Source organism: Extensimonas perlucida (assembly GCF_007655255.1).
Classification (GTDB): Bacteria; Pseudomonadota; Gammaproteobacteria; order Burkholderiales; family Burkholderiaceae_C; genus Extensimonas; species Extensimonas perlucida.
Window position 1 is genome coordinate 124,520 of sequence record NZ_VMYE01000007.1, and the last position, 17,770, is coordinate 142,289.

Below are 17,770 nucleotides of genomic sequence, written 5' to 3' on the forward strand. Positions count from 1 at the left end.
TGCCGGGATGCGCACCAGATCAAAAAGCCCGTCTCAAAACAAAAAATACCGCTGCGCCAGCGGCAGGCTGTGCGCGGGCTCGCAGGTGAGCAGTTGGCCGTCGGCGCGCACGGCGTAGGTTTGCGCGTCGACCTCCATGCGCGGGGTGTAGGCGTTGTGCACCATGTGCGCCTTGCGCAGCGCGCGGATGCCGCGCACGGCCACGAGCGGCTTGGCCAGGCCGTAGCGCGCGCCTATGCCCGCGGCCAGCGCGGCCTGCGAGACGAAGGTGAGCGAGCTGCGCGCGAGCGCGCCGCCCAAGGCGCCGAACATGGGGCGGTAGTGCACAGGCTGCGGCGTGGGGATGGAGGCGTTGGGGTCGCCGATGGCGGCCATGGCGATGCTGCCGCCCTTGAGCACGAGCGCGGACTTGACGCCGAAGAACATGGGCTTCCAGACCACCAGGTCGGCCCACTTGCCGGCTTCGACGGAGCCGATCTCGTGTGCCATGCCGTGCGCGAGCGCCGGGTTGATGGTGTATTTGGCGAGGTAGCGCTTGACGCGGAAGTTGTCGTTGCGCGCCTCGCGTTCGACGGGTTCGGCACGCTCGGGCGGGGGCGCGAGCCAGCCGCGCTGCTGCTTCATCTTGTGCGCGGTCTGCCAGGTGCGCAGGATGACTTCGCCCACGCGGCCCATGGCCTGGCTGTCGCTGCTCATCATGCTGATGGCGCCCAGGTCGTGCAGGATGTCCTCGGCGGCGATGGTTTCCTTGCGGATGCGGCTCTCGGCAAAGGCCAGGTCTTCGGCAATGGCCGGGTCGAGGTGGTGGCAGACCATGAGCATGTCCACATGCTCGTCGAGCGTGTTCACGGTGTAGGGGCGCGTGGGGTTGGTCGAGGAGGGCAGCACATTCGCCTCGCCCACCACCTTGAGGATGTCGGGCGCGTGGCCGCCGCCCGCGCCTTCGGTGTGGAAGGTGTGGATGGTGCGGCCCTTGAAGGCGGCCACGGTGTCTTCGACGAAGCCGCTTTCGTTGAGCGTGTCGGTGTGGATCGCGACTTGCGTGTCGGTGTCCTCGGCGACGCCCAGGCAGCAGTCTATGGCCGCGGGCGTGGTGCCCCAGTCTTCGTGCAGCTTCAAGCCAATCGCACCCGCGGCGATCTGTTCGCGCAGCGCGCCGGGCAGGCTGGCGTTGCCCTTGCCCAGAAAGCCCAGGTTCATCGGCAAGGCGTCCGCCGCCTGCAGCATGCGTTCGATGTGCCAGGGGCCGGGCGTGCAGGTGGTGGCAAAAGTGCCCGTGGCCGGACCCGTGCCGCCGCCCACCATGGTGGTGATGCCGCTGGCCAGCGCTTCTTCGACTTGCTGCGGGCAGATGAAGTGGATGTGGCTGTCCATGCCGCCCGCGGTGACGATGCAGCCCTCGCAGGCGATGATTTCGGTGCCCGGGCCGATGACGATGTCCACGCCCGGCTGCACGTCGGGGTTGCCGGCCTTGCCTATGGCCGCGATGCGCCCGCCGCGCAGGCCAATGTCGGCCTTGACGATGCCCCAGTGGTCGAGGATCAGTGCGTTGGTCAGCACCGTGTCCATGGCGCCGCCGGCCTCAGGGCCGTTGCCCGCGCCGTCGCGCGTGCGCTGGCTTTGCGCCATGCCGTCGCGTATGGTCTTGCCGCCGCCGAACTTGACCTCCTCGCCGTAGCCGCCGGCGCGCAGCGTGTAGTCGGCCTCGACTTCGACGATCAGGTCGGTGTCGGCCAGGCGCAGGCGGTCGCCCACGGTGGGGCCGAACATCTCGGCATACGCGTGTCGCTCCAGGGTGGCCATGGGGTTTGCTCCGTAATGTGCTTATGTTTCGATAGCTGCTTGCGCTTGTATAGTCGGCGCAAAGTGCCGATTTGGCTTGAAATTGTTGACCCTCACAGCGCCCCTTGCACCAGGCCGCGAAAGCCATAGACCTGGCGCGCACCCGCGTATTCGACGAGCTCCACGGTGCGCTGCTGGCCGGGCTCGAAGCGCACCGCCGTGCCGCTGGCGATGTTCAGCCGCATGCCGCGCGCGGCGGCGCGGTCGAACTGCAGCGCGGCGTTGGTTTCGGCAAAGTGGTAGTGCGAGCCGACCTGGATGGGCCGGTCGCCCACATTGCGCACCACCACGGTGCACGTGCGCCGGCCGGGGTTGAGCAGGTGCTCGCCGGGGGCGGGGAGGATTTCGCCGGGGATCATGCGCGCTCCTGCATCCGGCTCACTTGCCGCTCCGGTGCCACCACAGCACCGCGCCGACTGCGAGCGCGAGCGCCACGAAGCCCCACAGGTCGGTGGCGTGCCAGTGGGGGCCGAGCAGGCCGTGGCCTTCATGGGCAAAAGCGGCTCCAGCGCTTGTTGCAAAAGCGCAAGCAGCTATGGATTTAAGAGTTTTGTGCAAAGGCATGGCGGTCTTTCGGCAGGGATTTGCGAAGGCTTCAGACGATGGGCTGGTGCACGGTGACGAGCTTGGTGCCGTCGGGGAAGGTGGCTTCGACCTGGATGTCGGGGATCATCTCGGCAATGCCTTCCATGACGTCCGCGCGCGTCAGCAGGCCGCGGCCTTCGCTCATGAGCTGCGCCACGGTCTTGCCGTCGCGCGCGCCCTCCATCACGGCGGCGCTGAGGTAGGCCACGGCCTCGGGGTAGTTGAGCCTGAGGCCACGCGCCTTGCGCCGCTCGGCCAGCAAGGCGGCGGTGAAGAGCAGCAGCTTGTCTTTTTCGCGGGGGGTGAGTTCCATGGTCGATATTCGCGGCCAGCGAGGCCGATGTCGGTGGGGCAGGTATGGTTCTGTCGCAATTCCAGCAAGCGGCGTGCCCGGCACAGTTGCGAAGGGTCGCCGGAGTGTGGGGCGAGCCTGGCTTTGATGCCGCCGCCTTTTGCGCTGCTCGAAGTCGCAGACTCGACGATGCGGCTGCGCAATGACTTCGGTGCTGGATTATTTTTGCGCGATGCGGTTGCGCTTCATACCGAAGCCGGATACGCAGGCATTGCGCGGTTGATGCACTGCGGTGGTGATTTTTGGTGGGCGAGTGCTTGAATATGCCCGAATTTGGTGCGGAGTCCAGGGGGTTTGCGAGTGGAGAAACACGATCAAGTGTGCCGCGTCGTTCATCCGCCGTCCCTGGAACTCGCGGGGCCAGATAGCGGAGTGCTTTTCTGGCGGAAGCGGTGAGATTCGAACTCACGAACGGTTGCCCGTTGCCGGTTTTCAAGACCGGTGCAATCGACCACTCTGCCACGCTTCCTGCGGTTTTTGCTGCCACTCACCCATGGGGTGAGCGAGGCGGCGATTCTACTGTGCCCGGGTGGGAGGGCGCAGGCCGCAGGGGCGGGCGATCTGCCCGACAATCGGTGCCATGAAAAACACTGCGGTTTTGCAATTGCCCGTGGCCCCGGATGTGAACGACCCGCGGCCCTTGATCATCTACCACGGGCGGCGCTGTCCCGATGGTTTTGCGGCGGCGCTCGCGGCCTGGCTGTTTTATGGTGCGCGGGCCGAGTTTCTGGGGCTCGATCATGGGGACGTGCGTTCGGTGCAGGACTTGCCCGCGCTCGAAGGGCGCGCCGTCTATGTGCTCGACTTTGCGTTTGCGCCCGAGCTGATCGCGGCAATCGAGGAGCGTGCGGCGCGGCTCGTTTTGCTCGACCACCACAAGAGCGCCGCCGACCAGTTGCGCAGCTACGTGTGCCGCTGCGGCGTGCTGCATTTCGACCTGCACAAGTCCGGCGCGCGCCTGGCGTGGGAGTTTTTCCAGCCGCAGGTGCCGCTGCCGGCGCTGGTGCGCTACATCGAGGATCGTGACATTTGGAAGTGGGAGTTTCCGGAGAGCGCGGCCTTTCTTGCTGCGCTCGACCTGGAGCCGCAGGATTTTGCGCGCTGGCGGGAGATCGCCGCGTTCACGCCCGAGCAGCTCGCGGCCTTCACGGCGCGCGGTGCGGCCATGGACGAAAAATTCCGCAAGCTCGCAGCCGACATTGCCGAGGGCGCGCAGCCGCTGGTGTTCAATGGCATCGAGGGGCTGATGGTGAATGCGCCGGGCATGTTCCACAGCCTCGTGGGCGACATGCTGTCGGCGCGCTCGCAGACCTTTGCGCTGCTGTGGAGCGCGAGCGACAAGGGTGTGAAGGTGGGCTTGCGCGCGCAGCGCAACTTCGACTGCATCCCGCTGGCCGAGAGCATGGGCGGCGGCGGCCACGCGCAGGCGTGCGGCTTTCGCATGGGCGTGGAGCGGCTGCCGGAACTGCTCAGCGGGCGCTTCGAGGCCGGGCATCGTGCGCCGCAGCGGGTTGAAATCAGCGCTGCGTCACCGAAATAGGCTGGGGCAGCGCTTCGCGGGTTGATTCCTCAGTCGCCGCAGCGGAACCTACGCGCCGAATACCGCTCTCATTGGCCTCAATGGCTTTTCGTTCGTCCCATCGCTTACCGAGGACACAAGAAAGAAGGTTCACGATGTTCCCAGCGCTTTGGAAAAAGTTTTCTGCTCTGGCCCTGGTTGCCATGTTCGCTGGCGCGGGTGCCGGCTTGCTTGTGCCGGTGAGCACGGCGCAGGCGCAGCCGGGGGCGGCAGCGCGTGGCTTGCCGGACTTCACCGATCTGGTCGAGCAGGTGGGGCCGTCGGTGGTCAACATCCGCACCTTGGAACGGGTGTCGCCGGGGTCGAACATGGCCATGGACGGCATGGATGAAGACATGCTGGAGTTTTTGCGCCGCTTCGGCTTTCCGATCCCGAACGCGCCGCGCCAGCAAAAGCCGCAGCGCCCGCAGCCGCAGGAGGAGCAGCCCGTGGGTCTGGGCTCGGGCTTCATCCTGAGTGCAGACGGCTACGTGATGACGAACGCGCATGTGGTCGAGGGCGCGGACGAAGTCATCGTCACACTCACCGACAAGCGCGAGTTCAAGGCCAAGATCATCGGCAGCGACAAGCGCACCGACGTGGCGCTGGTCAAGATCAACGCCACAGGCTTGCCCGCAGTGAAGGTTGGCGACGTGAACCGCCTCAGGGTCGGCGAGTGGGTGATCGCGATCGGCTCGCCCTTCGGGCTCGAAAACTCGGTCACGGCAGGCATCGTGAGCGCCAAGCAGCGCGACACGGGCGACTACGTGCCTTTCATCCAGACCGACGTGGCCATCAACCCCGGCAATTCGGGCGGGCCGCTGATCAACATGCGCGGCGAGGTCGTGGGCATCAACAGCCAGATTTACTCGCGCTCGGGCGGCTACATGGGCATCTCGTTCGCCATCCCGATCGACGAGGCCATGCGCGTGAGCGAGCAGCTGCGCACCTCGGGGCGCGTGATCCGCGGGCGCATAGGCGTGCAGATCGGGCCAGTGACCAAGGACGTGGCCGAGTCGATAGGCCTGGGCAAGCCCATGGGCGCGCTGGTCACGGGCGTGGAAGCGGGCTCGCCCGCGGACAAGGCCGGTATGGAGCCGGGCGACATCATCACGCGCTTTGATGGCAAGGTGATCGAAAAAGTCAGCGACCTGCCGCGCCTCGTGGGCAGCACCAAACCGGGCACGCGCAGCACGATCACAGTGTTCCGCCGTGGCAAAACCAAGGACTTGTCCGTGCTCGTGGCCGAGGTCGAGCCCGACGAGTCCGTGGCCCAGCCGAGCGAACGCGAAGGCAAGCCCTCATCGGCGGCGCAGCAGCTGGGCCTCACGGTGCGGCCTCTGACCGAAGCGCAGAAAAAAGAACTCAAGCTGCGCGGCGGCGTGCTCGTGGCTCAGGCCGAGGGCCCCGCGGCGCGCGCGGGCCTGCGCGAGGGTGACATCATCCTCGCGCTGGCGAACGTCGAAGTCCTGAGCGTGAAGGACTTCGAGGCCGTGCTTGCGCGCGCCGACAAGGGCAAACCGTTGAACGTGCTGTTCCGCCGCGGCGATTGGGTGCAATACACCTTGATCCGCCCAGCGAAGTGAGGGCGGCGGGCGAACGCCCGCGGGGCGTCTTGGGGTGATTGGGGGCGCTGGCCTAAAATGCAGCGCCCCAAGACGCATCGGCTGCAGTAACGCCGCAGCGCACAAGGGACAGTTCAGGGCGCGCCGCACCGGACGCGCCTTTTTTCTTGCATTTCTCGATGAACCACATTCGCAATTTTTCCATCATCGCGCACATAGACCACGGCAAATCGACGCTGGCGGACCGGCTGATTGCGCGCTGCGGCGGCCTGTCCGAGCGCGAGATGAGCGAGCAGGTGCTCGACTCGATGGACATCGAAAAAGAGCGCGGCATCACCATCAAGGCGCAGACCGCCGCGCTGCAATACCAGGCGCGCGACGGGCAGCTCTACCAGCTCAACCTGATCGACACGCCCGGCCACGTGGACTTTTCCTACGAGGTGAGCCGCTCGCTCTCGGCCTGCGAGGGCGCGCTGCTGGTCGTCGATGCCTCGCAGGGCGTGGAGGCGCAGACCGTGGCCAACTGCTACACCGCGCTCGATCTGGGCGTGGAAGTGCTGCCCGTGCTCAACAAGATGGACTTGCCGCAGGCCGACCCAGAACGCGCCAAGGAAGAGATCGAAGACGTGATCGGCATAGACGCCTCCGAGGCCATTCCGTGCTCGGCCAAGACCGGCATGGGCATCGACGGGATTCTCGAGGCCATCATCGCCAAGGTGCCGCCGCCGCGTGGCAACCCGCAGGGCCCCTTGCGCGCGATGATCATCGACAGCTGGTTCGACAGCTACGTGGGCGTGGTGATGCTCGTGCGCGTGGTCGATGGCGAGCTCAAAAAGGGCGAGCGCATCAAGCTCATGGCCACGGGTGCCGTGTACGAGGCGAACGGCCTGGGCGTGTTCACGCCCGCGAACCAGCCGCGCGAGGCGCTCAAGGCCGGCGAGGTGGGCTACGTGATCGCGGGCATCAAGGAGCTCAAGGCCGCGCGCGTGGGCGACACCATCACGCTCGAAAAAAAGCTGCCCAACAACGCCGGCCCGGCCGAGCAGCCTCTGCCGGGCTTCAAAGAAGTCAAGCCGCAGGTGTTTGCGGGCCTGTACCCGACCGAGGCTTCCGAATACGACGCACTGCGCGACGCCCTCGAAAAGCTGCAGCTCAACGACGCCGCGCTGCAGTACGAGCCCGAGGTTTCGCAGGCGCTGGGCTTTGGCTTTCGCTGCGGTTTTCTGGGCCTGCTGCACATGGAGATCGTGCAGGAGCGCCTGGAGCGCGAGTTCGACCAGGACCTCATCACCACCGCGCCCAGCGTGGTCTATCAGGTGGTGCGGGGCGACGGCGAAGTCCTCATGGTCGAAAACCCCTCGAAAATGCCCGAGCAAGGCCAGATCCGCGAAATCCGCGAGCCCATCGTCACCGTGCACCTTTACATGCCGCAGGACTATGTGGGGCCGGTGATGACGCTGGCGAACCAAAAGCGCGGCGTGCAGATCAACATGGCCTACCACGGCCGCCAGGTCATGCTGACCTACGAGATGCCGCTGGGCGAGATCGTGCTCGACTTCTTCGACAAGCTCAAATCCGTGAGCCGCGGCTACGCGAGCATGGACTACGAGTTCAAGGAATACCGCCCCTCGGACGTGGTCAAGGTCGATATCCTGCTCAACGGCGAGCGCGTCGATGCGCTCTCCATCATCGTGCACCGCTCGCAGGCGCAGTACCGCGGGCGCGCCGTGGTGGCCAAGATGCGCGAGATCATCAGCCGCCAGCAGTTCGACGTGGCCATCCAGGCGGCCATAGGCTCGAACATCATCGCGCGCGAAACCGTCAAGGCGCTGCGCAAGAACGTGCTGGCAAAATGCTACGGCGGTGACATCACGCGCAAGCGCAAACTTCTCGAAAAACAAAAAGCAGGCAAGAAACGCATGAAACAGATCGGATCGGTTGAAGTGCCCCAAGAGGCTTTCCTGGCCATTTTGCAGGTGGAAGACTGATGCCGTTCATGCAAACACTCACCGCTCTCGTGCTCGCGGCCTTTGCCGGCTACATGGGCGCCTGGTACTTTGGCGCCCTGGAGGGCGACTTCGAACTGCTGCTCTTTCTGGCCACGGTGGTCACGGCCGCATATTGGCTGGCCGAGCGCTTTTACTTCCTGCCGCGCCGCCGCCGCGCCGCGCAGGCGGTAGCCAGCACGGCAGCGCAGCGCCGCGCCGAGCTCGACCGCCTGGGTATCGAAAAGGTGGACCTCGACGTCGAGGAAACCCAGCGCAAGCTGCTGCGCCAGCCCTGGTGGCTCGACTGGACGGCGGGCTTGTTTCCGGTCATCGCAGTGGTGTTTCTGCTGCGCTCGTTTCTGTTCGAGCCCTTCAAGATTCCCTCGGGCTCGATGATTCCCACGCTGCTCGTGGGCGACCTCATCCTCGTGAACAAATACACCTATGGCGTGCGCCTGCCCGTGGTCCGCACGCGCCTCACGCAGGGCACGGCGCCGCAGCGCGGCGACGTGATGGTGTTCCGCTATCCGCCCAAGCCCAGCCTGGCCTACATCAAGCGCGTGGTCGGCGTGCCCGGCGACGAGGTGGCGTACCTCAACAAGCGCCTGACCATCAACGGCCAGCCCATCAAGACTGCGCCGCTGCCCGATTTTTTCGACGCGGATGCGATGCGCTACTTCCCGCAGTTCGAGGAACACCTGGGCGCGCGCCCGCACCGCATGCTCAACAGCCCCGAGGCGCCCGCCTTCGTGCAGGGCGCGAGCCAGTTCGCCTACCGCGACAACTGCCGCTACAGCATCGAGGGCGTGGTCTGCAAGGTGCCGGCAGGGCATTACTTCATGATGGGCGACAACCGCGACAATTCGCTCGATTCGCGCTACTGGGGCTTCGTGCCCGAGGCGAACATCGTGGGCAAGGCCGTCCTCATCTGGATGAACTTCAGCAGCCTCAAGCGCATAGGCACGTTCGACTGACTGGTTTGCAACCATCGATATGGAGGGAAGATATATGAAATTGCATAGCGCCAAGCGCCCGTACCGCCAGCGTGGAATCACCTTTTTTGGTTTGATTATTCTGGTGCTGTTCATCGTTGCGGCATTTGCGATCGGCAGCCAGTCGGTGCCCATTTTTCTCGAATACGTCGCGGCCAAGAAAGCCATAGAGAAAGCCAAGAATGAAACCACAGTGAAAGCGGTGCGCGATGCGTTCGATCGCGCCGCGGCGATCGACGACATCAACGCCATCAAGGGCTCGGACCTCGAGGTCACCAAAGTCGATGACAAGGTGCAGGTGTCGTTCAAGTATTCGCGCGAAGTCCACCTCACGGGGCCAGCGTACCTGGTGTATCGCTTCGAGGCGACGACGCGCGAAAAGTGACGCTGCACGCTTCCCTGGCCGATCTGCAGCAGCGCCTGCAGCATGTGTTCGCCGACCCGCGCCTGCTGCAGCGCGCGGTCACGCACCGCAGTTTTTCGGCCGACCACAACGAGCGCCTCGAATTCCTGGGCGACTCGGTGCTCAACCTGGCCGTGTCCAGCCTGCTGTACGAGCGCCTGGCGCGCCTGCCCGAGGGCGACCTCTCGCGCGTGCGTGCCAACCTCGTGCGCCAGGAGACGCTGCACCAGATCGCGCTGCGCCTGCGCCTGCCCGAGGTGCTGCGCCTGGGCGAGGGCGAGCTCAAGTCCGGCGGGCTGCGGCGCCCTTCTATCCTGGCCGATGCGCTCGAGGCGCTGATAGGCGCCGTGTACCTCGACGCCGGCTACGAGCGTGCGCAAGCGCTGGTGCAGCGGCTGTACGAGGGCGTGGAGATCACGCCGCAGATGCAGGCGGCTGCCAAAGACCCCAAGACGGCCTTGCAGGAGTGGCTGCAGGGCCGCAAAATGAGACTGCCGCTCTACGAAGTGGTGGCCACGGTGGGCGCCGCGCACCGCCAGAGCTTCGAGGTGGAATGCAGCATTGCGGCGCTGGGCCTGCGTGCGCGCGGCAGCGGCACTTCGCGCCGCGCCGCCGAGCAGGCCGCCGCGGCGGCCATGTTGCAGACGCTGAAAGCGAAAAATCCATGAAAGATGCTTCATCAAAAATAGCTGCTCACGCTGATGGCACGGGCACTAGCGGCCTAAAAGACTCCAAAAAATCGGCGCCGGCGGAGGCCGCCGCAACTGCCTCAGCGCAAACCCCGGCAGAACTCGACGCCATGCTCGCCGCCGCGCTGCACGGCAATGCGCAGAGTGCGCACGAGCCTGCGCCCGCCGCGCAAGATGCAGGCCACCACGAAGCGCCGGGCGCGGCACTGAATCTGGAGAGCGGCGCCACCCCAGGCCGCCAGCGCTGCGGCCTGATCGCCATCGTCGGCAAGCCCAACGTGGGTAAATCCACGCTGCTCAACGCACTCGTGGGCCAGAAGGTCAGCATCACCAGCCGCAAGGCGCAGACCACGCGCCACCGCATCACGGGCATACGCACGGTGGCGGACGGGCAGGGTGGCGGCACACAGTTCGTGTTCGTCGATACGCCGGGCTTTCAGACGCGCCACGCCACGGCGCTGAACAAGTCGCTCAACAAGACCGTGCTCGGCGCGATTGGTGAAGTCGATCTGATCCTGTTCGTGGTCGAGGCGGGCAACTTCACGCTGGCTGACGCCAAGGTGCTGTCGCTGCTGCAGCCCGGCATTCCCGTGCTGCTCGTGGCCAACAAGCTCGATCTGGTGCACCGCCGCGCCGAGATCGCGCCCTGGCTGCGCAGCATGCAAGAGCGCCACCCTTTTGCCGAATTCGTGCCCATGTCGGCCAAGAACAAGGCCGAGATCGAGCGCCTGCTCGGCATCTGCGCGCGCTACCTGCCCGAACAGCCCTGGTGGTACGGCGAAGACGAGCTCACCGACCGCAGCGAGAAGTTCCTTGCGGGCGAGATCGTGCGCGAAAAGCTGTTTCGCTTCACGGGCGACGAGCTGCCCTACACCTCCACCGTGCTCATCGACAAGTTCGACGAGGAGCAAAGCCGCCAGCACGCGCGCATGCTGCGCATCGCCGCGACCATCGTCGTCGAGCGCGAGAGCCACAAAGCCATGGTCATCGGCGAAAAGGGCGAGCGCCTCAAGCGCATAGGCACCGAGGCGCGCCAGGAACTCGAAAAGCTCATGGGCGCCAAGGTGTTCCTCGAACTCTGGGTCAAGGTGCGCTCGGGCTGGGCCGACGACGAGGCGCGCGTGCGTGCGTTCGGCTACGAGTGAGCGGCCGCGGGCGTTCGGGGCTTTCCCGCGGCTTTTTCGTCGTTTTCCCCTTCTGAGCCCCCTTCGTGGTCACGCGCATCAGCCATGAGCCGGCCTTCGTGCTGCACAGCTACGCCTGGAGCGAATCGAGCCTGATCGTCGAAGCCTTTTGCCGCCACCAGGGCCGCGTGGCGCTGGTGGCCAAGGGCGCCAAAAAGCCCAGCTCCAACTTCCGTCCCGTGCTGCTGCCGCTGCAGCCGCTGCAGCTCAGCTACACCGGCGCGGCCAGCGCCGATGCCGACTTGCACACGCTCAAGGGTGCCGAATGGCAGGGCGGGCATGTGATGCCCACGGGCGACGCGCTGCTCGCGGGCTTGTACCTCAACGAGCTGCTGCTGCGCCTGCTCGCGCGCGCCGACCCGCACCCGGCGCTGTTCGACGCCTACGCGGGCACGGTGGCCGTGCTTGCCACCGTACGCGGCGAGGCGCTCGAACCCGTGCTGCGCAGCTTCGAACTGCTGCTGCTGCGCGAGATCGGCCTGCTGCCCAGCCTGGACGCGCAGACGCTCACGCTGCAGCCGCTGCAGCGGGACGAGCGCTACGCCCTGGTGCCCGAAGGCGGCCTGCGCGTGGCGGGGGAGGGCGAGCGCGCGAGCCTCGCGGGTGCGCAGTGGCTGGCGCTGCAGCGCGCGCTCGACGAGCCCACCCAGTCCGCGCGCTTCGCTGCCATCTTGCGTGCCTGCGGTGACTTGGCGGGCGAGCTCAAAATCCAGCTGCGCACGCTGCTGCAATACCATTGCGGCCAGCCGCCCCTGCGCACGCGCCAGCTGTTGCGCGACTTGCAGGCGCTGTGAGCGCTCCGGGCGTAGTCACCGTTTCCGTCCTTCGCTTTTTCGTCCATCCTTTTTCGCTCCCTCGACTGGCTTTTCATGTCTTCTGCCACCGCACCGCAGCGCACCGCCTTGTCGGTCAACGTCAACAAAATCGCCCTGCTGCGCAACACGCGCCACCTGGGCATCCCCAGCGTCACGCGCGCGGCGCAGCTGTGCCTGCAGGCCGGGGCGCACGGCATCACCGTGCACCCGCGTCCCGACGGGCGCCACATCCGCGCGCACGACGTGGACGAGCTCGCGGCGCTGCTGCGCGCCTGGCCGGGGCGCGAATTCAACATCGAGGGCAACCCCACGCAAAACCTGATGGGCTTCATCCGCAGCGTGCGCCCCGACCAGGCCACCTTCGTGCCCGACAGCGAAGACCAGTTCACCAGCGACCACGGCTGGAACCTGCCGCAGGACGCTGCGCGGCTCGCGCCCCTGGTGGCCGAATGCCGCACCCTGGGCGTGCGCGTGAGCCTGTTCATGGACCCGATTCCCGAAGCCATGGCCGCAGCGCGCGCCGTGGGCGCCGACCGCGTCGAGCTCTACACCGAACCCTACGCCGCCGCCTGGCCCGACCCCGCCGCGCGCGCGCAGCAGCTCGCGCGCTACCGCGCCGCCGCCGAGGCCGCGCACGCCGCCGGGCTACAGGTGAACGCGGGCCACGATCTGAACCGCGACAACCTCAGCGACTTTGTGCGCGCCGTCCCCGGCGTGGCCGAAGTCTCCATAGGCCACGCGCTGATCGCCGACGCGCTCGAACTGGGTTACAGCGCCACGGTGCAGGCCTATCTGCGCTGCATAGATGCGGCGTACGCGCACGACGGCGAAGATTGACCCGGCGGCGGGTCGTGTTTGGGCGCTTTTTTGCATAAATCCCGTGACGCTTTGCCGCTAAGATGCACCGTGCTGTGCTCCTGTTCTGGCAGCGCCCTTCCGAAATGTCTTTTCCCAGCTGGAAACTCCACCCCCAACATCGCAAGGGCCTGCGCCGTGCGTTAGCGGTGCTGGCCGCGCTGGCGCTGTTGTGGCTGCTGGCACTGTGGTACTTGTCGGCGCCGACGCTCAAGCATTTGCCGTGGCATCTGGTGCTGCACTCACTGCTCGAAGGTCTGGCCATCGTGATCGCTGCGCTGGTGTTTGCTGTGGGCTGGAACGCCTGCCGCATGAACGTCCAGCGCAATGTGCTGCTGCTCGCCTGCGGGTTCCTGGGGGTGGCGCTGCTGGACGCAGCACACACGCTGTCGTACCAGGGCATGCCCGATTACGTCACGCCCAATTCAGTGGCCAAAGGAATTTTGTTCTGGCTGCCGGCGCGCTACCTGGCGGCGGCGGTGTTGCTGGCGGCCGTGCTCATTCCCTGGCGCGCGCTGCAGCCTGGGGCCATGCCGAAAGCGCAGCGCTGGGGTTCGCTGGCCCTGGTGCTCGCAGGCGTGGCCTTTGTGCACACGTTGGTGATTTTCTTTTCCGATGCTTTGCCACTGGTGTACGCGCCACCCGCGGGACTCACGGACTTCAAGATCATGGCCGAGTACGGCGTCGTGGCGCTGCACCTGCTCACGCTGGGCGTGCTGCTGTGGCGCATGCGCGGGCCCACGGCCTTCGACGCGCCCGCGCTCTTCGCGGCCGTGGGCATCATGGCCCTGGGCGAGGTGTTTTTCACGCGCTACGTGAGCGCCTCCGACCAGTTCAATCTGCTGGGCCATGTTTACAAGGTGCTGGGCTATTTGTATCTGTACCGTGCGATTTTTCAGGGCACCATAGAGGCGCCATACCGGGCGCTCGCGCAGTCGGAGCAAAAATTGCAGACCGTGCTCGACGCCATCCCAGACCTGCTGTTCGAGCTCACCCGCGACGGACGCTATCTGCGCGCCCCGCGGCAGCGTGAGGAATTGCTGGCTGTGCCCGTCAGCGAAATACTCGAGCGCAAGGTGGACGAGGTGCTACCGCCGCCGGCCGCAGCGACAGTGCATGCCGCCTTGGACGAGGCGCACGCCCGTGGCCGCAGCGAGGGACACCAGTTCACGCTTCAGCTGGCCGACGGCGAACACTGGTTCGAGATTTCGGTGGCGCGGGTGCAGACGGATGACTGGGAGGAGCCGCGCTTCGTGCTGCTCTCGCGCGACATCACGGCGCGCGTGCAGGCGCTGGAAGAGCGCCGGCGCAATGAAGAGCGCATCCGGCATCTGGCGAATTTCGACGTGCTCACGGGCCTGCCCAACCGCAGCATGTTTGGGTCGCGTTTCGTTCAGGCGCTGGCGCTGTCACAACGCAGCCATGCGCACCTGGCCCTGCTGCACGTGGACCTCGATCGTTTCAAGACCGTGAACGATTCGCTCGGCACTGATGCGGGCGACGCCCTGCTGATCGACATCGCACGGCGCCTGCAGGCGCAGATGCGGCCTGAAGACACCGTGGCGCGCTACGGCGGGGATGAGTTTTTTGTGGCGCTGCCGCTGACGAATGCGCAGGAGGCCGCGCAACGGGCCGAAGCGCTGCTGGCCGAGTTGCGCAAGTCCAGCCAGATTGCAGGGCAGGCGCTCGTGGTCACCTCGTCGATCGGCATTGCCATGTACCCCGAAGACGGGCAGGACATGCAAACGCTGATGCAGCGTGCCGAGGCTGCCATGGACAAGGCCAAGGCGCTGGGGCGCGACCACTACTGCTTTTTCTCGCCCGAAATGCAGACCGCGTCGGCGCACGTGCTGCGCATCGAAAATGCCTTGCGCACGGCGATTGCGCAAGGGCAGCTTTCGCTGCACTTTCAGCCGCAGTGGCGCCTGCAGGACGGGCGCCTCGTGGGGGCCGAGGCGCTGCTGCGCTGGACGCACCCCGAGCTGGGCCGGGTGAGCCCGGCCGAGTTCATCCCCGTGGCCGAGGCCAGCGGGCAGATCATTGCGATCGGGCAATGGGTGCTCGACACGGCGCTCGCGCAATTGCGCCGCTGGCGCGACGCGGGCCACGGGGAGCTGACGCTGGCAGTCAACCTCTCGCTCATGCAGTTCCGCCAGCCCGACTTGCTCGCCGTGGTGCAGCAGGCCCTGGCGCGCGTCGGCGTGCCCGCGCAGGCGCTGGAGCTCGAACTTACCGAAAGCATCGCCATGCAGGAGCCCGAAAAAGCCATTGCCACGGTGCAGCAGCTGGCGGCCGCGGGGGTGCACCTGTCCCTGGACGACTTTGGCACCGGCTATTCCTCGTTCAGCTACCTGCAGCGCCTGCAGGTGCACTGCCTCAAGATCGATCATTCCTTCGTGAGCCACATCGAAGCGCCGCGCGGTCTTGCCGTGGTGCGCGCCATCATCGACGTGGCTGCGGGCCTGGGCCTGCAAACCATTGCCGAAGGCGTGGAGACGCCCGCGCAACTCGCGGCTTTGCGCACGCTGGGCTGCGACATGGCGCAGGGCTATCTGCTCGCGCGCCCGCTACCGCAGGCCGAGTTCGAAGCCTTGCTGGCGCGCCAGGCGAGCGGCCAGGTGCTGATCGACTTGTGATATCAAAAGAATAGCTTCTTACGCAGGAGGATACTGCGTAAAGTGGCAAGAACCATCAGATTTTGCTGCGCCGTCGGGCGCGACTTTGTACGAGCTCTCTCGCATGTCTCCCCATAGCTTCCTCTGGCACGACTACGAAACCTTTGGCACCGACCCGCGGCGCGACCGGCCCGCGCAGTTCGCGGCGCTGCGCACCGACGCCGAGCTCAACGAAATCGGCGCGCCGCTGATGTGGTACTGCCAGCCCACGAACGACTACCTGCCCGATCCGCAGGCCTGCCTGATCACCAGCATCACGCCGCAGCAGTGCCTGCAGCGCGGCCTGCGCGAATACCAGTTCGCCGCACGCATCGAGGGCGAGCTCGCGCAGCCCGGCACCATAGGCGTGGGCTACAACAGCATCCGCTTCGACGACGAGGTCACGCGCTTTCTGTTCTGGCGCAACCTGATCGACCCCTATGCGCGCGAGTGGCAAAACCAGTGCGGGCGCTGGGACTTGCTCGACGTGGTGCGCATGGCCTACGCGCTGCGTCCCGAAGGCATCGTGTGGCCGCGCAACGGCGACGGGCAGCCGAGCTTTAGGCTTGAGCACCTGACGCAGGCCAACGGCCTCGCGCACGAGGCCGCGCACGACGCGCTCTCGGACGTGCGCGCGACGATCGCGCTCGCGCGCCTGGTGCGTGCGCGCCAGCCGCGCCTGTTCGATTTTTGCCTGGCCCTGCACAAAAAAGAGCGCGTATTGGCCGAGCTGGGGCTGCCGCTGAGTCCGGCCACGGCGCGCCCCTTTTTGCACGTCTCGGGCATGTTTCCGGCCGAGCGCGGCTGCCTGGCCGTCATGTGGCCGCTCGCGAGCCACCCCGTGAACAAGAACGAGCTGATCGCCTGGGACCTGGCGCACGACCCGCGCGAATTGGCCGACCTGAACGCCGAGGCGATCCGCACGCGCCTCTTTACCCGCGCCGATGCACTGCCAGAAGGCGTCGCGCGCCTGCCGATCAAGACCGTGCACCTGAACAAATCGCCCATGGTGGTCGGCAAGCTCAAAACCCTGCGGCCCGAGCTCGCCGAGCGCTGGGGCATAGACCTGACGCAGGCGCTGGCCCATGCGCAGCATGCACGCGCGCTGCCCGACATGAGCGCGATCTGGCCCGAGGTGTTCGCGCGCCCCGCCGAGCCCGCGCCCGACGTGGAGCAGGACTTGTACGGCGGCTTCGTGGGCACGGCCGACCGGCGCCGCCTGGAGCAGCTGCGCCACCTGAACGGCGCGCAACTGGCCGCCGCGCACCCACGCTTCGACGACCCGCGCCTGCCCGAGCTCGTGTGGCGCTACCGCGCGCGCAACTTCCCCGAAACGCTCACGCCCGCCGAGGTGCAGCGCTGGGACGCGCACCGCGCTGCGCGCCTGCTCCACGGCGCGGGCGGCGCGCGCACCGTGGAGCAGTTCTTCAGCGCGATCGACACCCTCTCGGAAACCGCCGACGCACGCGGCGAGGAGATCCTTGGCGCTTTGTACGATTGGGCCGAGCAGATCGTGCCGGAGCAGTGAAACTCCGCCGTTCACCTAGTTGGTAAATTAATCCAAAAGGTTAAAATCGAACATGGAGAAAGGTACCCCGCACTGCAAATTGTCCATCGTCAAAGTCCTGGTCGAGGCTGGCAAGGTCAAGGCGACGGCCAGTGCCTACCAGGGAGCACGTGAGCTTGGCATCAACGATCTGGCTGGGATGTGCGCCATTGTGTTGGCACTTACGCCTGCGGACTTCTATAAGAGCATGACAACCCATGCCGATCACACGGTATGGCAAGACGTGTACCACGCCACGACGGCAAACGGCGATGGGGTGTACCTGAAGTTGACGGTCGTCGACGATGTGTTGATCGTGTCTTTCAAGGAGCTATGACCATGAAATGTCCATGCTGCGGCGCGGCGGAGCTGATTTACGACACGCGCGACATGCCCTACACCTACAAGGGCGAAACCACCACGATTCCGGCGGTGACAGGCTACTTCTGTCCTGCTTGCGGTGAGGTCGTGTTGGATCGCGAGCACGGCGATCGCTACAGCGAATTGCTGGGTCTGTTTCAACGCCAGGTGAATGCTGCCTACATTGATCCCGACTACATCGCCAAGGTGCGCCGCAAGCTCGACCTCGACCAGCGGCAGGCTGCGGAACTTTTCGGCGGTGGCGTGAATGCCTTTTCGCGCTACGAAAATGGTAGAACAAAGCCGCCACTGTCACTTGTTAAACTGCTCAAATTGCTCGATCGACATCCTGAGTTGCTCAGCGAAGTCAGAGCCTCCTGAC

The 17,770-nt window shown here is 66.0% G+C and carries 17 protein-coding genes and 1 tRNA gene; 14 read left to right on the plus strand and 4 right to left on the minus strand.

The window, feature by feature from the left end; genetic code table 11:
* Nucleotides 1-33: 33 nt before the first annotated feature.
* The 3 genes from ureC to FK527_RS08420 form a co-directional block, all read right to left on the minus strand.
* Nucleotides 34-1,803: an urease subunit alpha gene (gene ureC, locus FK527_RS08405; protein ID WP_144732353.1), complete on the minus strand. Its 1,770-nt coding sequence runs from the start codon at nucleotides 1,801-1,803 to the stop codon at nucleotides 34-36.
* Between the two features lie 92 nt (nucleotides 1,804-1,895).
* The gene (locus FK527_RS08410) at nucleotides 1,896-2,201 is read right to left on the minus strand and encodes an urease subunit beta (protein ID WP_144732356.1); all 306 of its coding nucleotides are present in this window, start codon (nucleotides 2,199-2,201) and stop codon (nucleotides 1,896-1,898) included.
* Between the two features lie 236 nt (nucleotides 2,202-2,437).
* Nucleotides 2,438-2,740 carry an urease subunit gamma gene (locus FK527_RS08420; RefSeq protein WP_144732362.1) on the minus strand — a complete coding sequence of 101 codons (303 nt, stop codon included), beginning with the start codon at nucleotides 2,738-2,740 and terminating at the stop codon, nucleotides 2,438-2,440.
* Between the two features lie 126 nt (nucleotides 2,741-2,866).
* Between FK527_RS08420 and FK527_RS17250 the strand changes: the two genes are divergently transcribed.
* Nucleotides 2,867-3,040 (plus strand): hypothetical protein, encoded by a 174-nt coding sequence (locus tag FK527_RS17250; RefSeq protein ID WP_186298413.1) that lies wholly within the window; start codon nucleotides 2,867-2,869, stop codon nucleotides 3,038-3,040.
* A gap of 120 nt (nucleotides 3,041-3,160) precedes the next feature.
* Here FK527_RS17250 and FK527_RS08425 read toward each other — a convergent pair.
* Nucleotides 3,161-3,248: transfer RNA gene (locus FK527_RS08425), tRNA-Ser, on the minus strand.
* Between the two features lie 111 nt (nucleotides 3,249-3,359).
* Here FK527_RS08425 and FK527_RS08430 point away from each other — a divergent pair.
* From FK527_RS08430 to FK527_RS08490, 13 genes are all read left to right on the plus strand, one after another.
* Nucleotides 3,360-4,319, plus strand: coding sequence for a DHH family phosphoesterase (locus FK527_RS08430; RefSeq protein ID WP_144732365.1), 960 nt, complete (start codon nucleotides 3,360-3,362; stop codon nucleotides 4,317-4,319).
* A gap of 134 nt (nucleotides 4,320-4,453) precedes the next feature.
* Nucleotides 4,454-5,923 (plus strand): DegQ family serine endoprotease, encoded by a 1,470-nt coding sequence (locus FK527_RS08435; RefSeq protein ID WP_144732368.1) that lies wholly within the window; start codon nucleotides 4,454-4,456, stop codon nucleotides 5,921-5,923.
* A 158-nt stretch (nucleotides 5,924-6,081) separates the two neighbouring features.
* Nucleotides 6,082-7,890, plus strand: a complete 1,809-nt coding sequence (gene lepA / locus FK527_RS08440) for a translation elongation factor 4 (protein ID WP_144732371.1) — start codon at nucleotides 6,082-6,084, stop codon at nucleotides 7,888-7,890.
* Nucleotides 7,890-8,864 (plus strand): signal peptidase I, encoded by a 975-nt coding sequence (lepB, locus tag FK527_RS08445; RefSeq protein ID WP_144732373.1) that lies wholly within the window; start codon nucleotides 7,890-7,892, stop codon nucleotides 8,862-8,864. The genes lepA and lepB overlap by 1 nt, the downstream gene beginning before the upstream one ends.
* A gap of 34 nt (nucleotides 8,865-8,898) precedes the next feature.
* Nucleotides 8,899-9,267, plus strand: coding sequence for a DUF4845 domain-containing protein (locus tag FK527_RS08450; RefSeq protein ID WP_144732375.1), 369 nt, complete (start codon nucleotides 8,899-8,901; stop codon nucleotides 9,265-9,267).
* A gap of 2 nt (nucleotides 9,268-9,269) precedes the next feature.
* Nucleotides 9,270-9,953 (plus strand): ribonuclease III, encoded by a 684-nt coding sequence (rnc, locus tag FK527_RS08455; protein WP_144732483.1) that lies wholly within the window; start codon nucleotides 9,270-9,272, stop codon nucleotides 9,951-9,953.
* Between the two features lie 131 nt (nucleotides 9,954-10,084).
* Nucleotides 10,085-11,119 carry a GTPase Era gene (gene era / locus FK527_RS08460; protein ID WP_144732378.1) on the plus strand — a complete coding sequence of 345 codons (1,035 nt, stop codon included), beginning with the start codon at nucleotides 10,085-10,087 and terminating at the stop codon, nucleotides 11,117-11,119.
* Nucleotides 11,120-11,184: 65 nt separating this feature from the next.
* Entirely contained in the window at nucleotides 11,185-11,952 is a 768-nt protein-coding gene (recO, locus tag FK527_RS08465) for a DNA repair protein RecO (protein WP_144732381.1), read from the plus strand.
* Between the two features lie 75 nt (nucleotides 11,953-12,027).
* Complete coding sequence (locus tag FK527_RS08470; protein ID WP_144732384.1) at nucleotides 12,028-12,810, plus strand: pyridoxine 5'-phosphate synthase; 783 nt, start codon at nucleotides 12,028-12,030, stop codon at nucleotides 12,808-12,810.
* A gap of 104 nt (nucleotides 12,811-12,914) precedes the next feature.
* Nucleotides 12,915-15,464, plus strand: a complete 2,550-nt coding sequence (locus FK527_RS08475) for a bifunctional diguanylate cyclase/phosphodiesterase (RefSeq protein ID WP_144732387.1) — start codon at nucleotides 12,915-12,917, stop codon at nucleotides 15,462-15,464.
* Between the two features lie 103 nt (nucleotides 15,465-15,567).
* Nucleotides 15,568-17,010, plus strand: a complete 1,443-nt coding sequence (sbcB, locus tag FK527_RS08480) for an exodeoxyribonuclease I (RefSeq protein ID WP_144732390.1) — start codon at nucleotides 15,568-15,570, stop codon at nucleotides 17,008-17,010.
* 52 nt (nucleotides 17,011-17,062) lie between these two features.
* Nucleotides 17,063-17,365 carry a type II toxin-antitoxin system MqsR family toxin gene (locus FK527_RS08485; protein ID WP_144732393.1) on the plus strand — a complete coding sequence of 101 codons (303 nt, stop codon included), beginning with the start codon at nucleotides 17,063-17,065 and terminating at the stop codon, nucleotides 17,363-17,365.
* A 2-nt stretch (nucleotides 17,366-17,367) separates the two neighbouring features.
* Entirely contained in the window at nucleotides 17,368-17,769 is a 402-nt protein-coding gene (locus tag FK527_RS08490; RefSeq protein ID WP_144732397.1) for a type II toxin-antitoxin system MqsA family antitoxin, read from the plus strand.
* The last annotated feature ends 1 nt before the right edge of the window (nucleotide 17,770 follow it).

Bases quoted from the DNA above. Each gene is read 5' to 3' on its own strand.
- FK527_RS08475 (WP_144732387.1), top strand. From the start codon at position 12,915: ATGTCTTTTCCCAGCTGGAAACTCCACCCCCAACATCGCAAGGGCCTG.
- ureC (WP_144732353.1), bottom strand. From the start codon at position 1,803: ATGGCCACCCTGGAGCGACACGCGTATGCCGAGATGTTCGGCCCCACC.
- FK527_RS08450 (WP_144732375.1), top strand. From the start codon at position 8,899: ATGAAATTGCATAGCGCCAAGCGCCCGTACCGCCAGCGTGGAATCACC.
- FK527_RS08470 (WP_144732384.1), top strand. From the start codon at position 12,028: ATGTCTTCTGCCACCGCACCGCAGCGCACCGCCTTGTCGGTCAACGTC.
- FK527_RS08485 (WP_144732393.1), top strand. From the start codon at position 17,063: ATGGAGAAAGGTACCCCGCACTGCAAATTGTCCATCGTCAAAGTCCTG.
- FK527_RS08420 (WP_144732362.1), bottom strand. From the start codon at position 2,740: ATGGAACTCACCCCCCGCGAAAAAGACAAGCTGCTGCTCTTCACCGCC.
- era (WP_144732378.1), top strand. From the start codon at position 10,085: ATGCTCGCCGCCGCGCTGCACGGCAATGCGCAGAGTGCGCACGAGCCT.
- lepA (WP_144732371.1), top strand. From the start codon at position 6,082: ATGAACCACATTCGCAATTTTTCCATCATCGCGCACATAGACCACGGC.
- FK527_RS08490 (WP_144732397.1), top strand. From the start codon at position 17,368: ATGAAATGTCCATGCTGCGGCGCGGCGGAGCTGATTTACGACACGCGC.
- FK527_RS08410 (WP_144732356.1), bottom strand. From the start codon at position 2,201: ATGATCCCCGGCGAAATCCTCCCCGCCCCCGGCGAGCACCTGCTCAAC.
- FK527_RS08435 (WP_144732368.1), top strand. From the start codon at position 4,454: ATGTTCCCAGCGCTTTGGAAAAAGTTTTCTGCTCTGGCCCTGGTTGCC.
- sbcB (WP_144732390.1), top strand. From the start codon at position 15,568: ATGTCTCCCCATAGCTTCCTCTGGCACGACTACGAAACCTTTGGCACC.
- lepB (WP_144732373.1), top strand. From the start codon at position 7,890: ATGCCGTTCATGCAAACACTCACCGCTCTCGTGCTCGCGGCCTTTGCC.
- FK527_RS08430 (WP_144732365.1), top strand. From the start codon at position 3,360: ATGAAAAACACTGCGGTTTTGCAATTGCCCGTGGCCCCGGATGTGAAC.
- FK527_RS17250 (WP_186298413.1), top strand. From the start codon at position 2,867: ATGCCGCCGCCTTTTGCGCTGCTCGAAGTCGCAGACTCGACGATGCGG.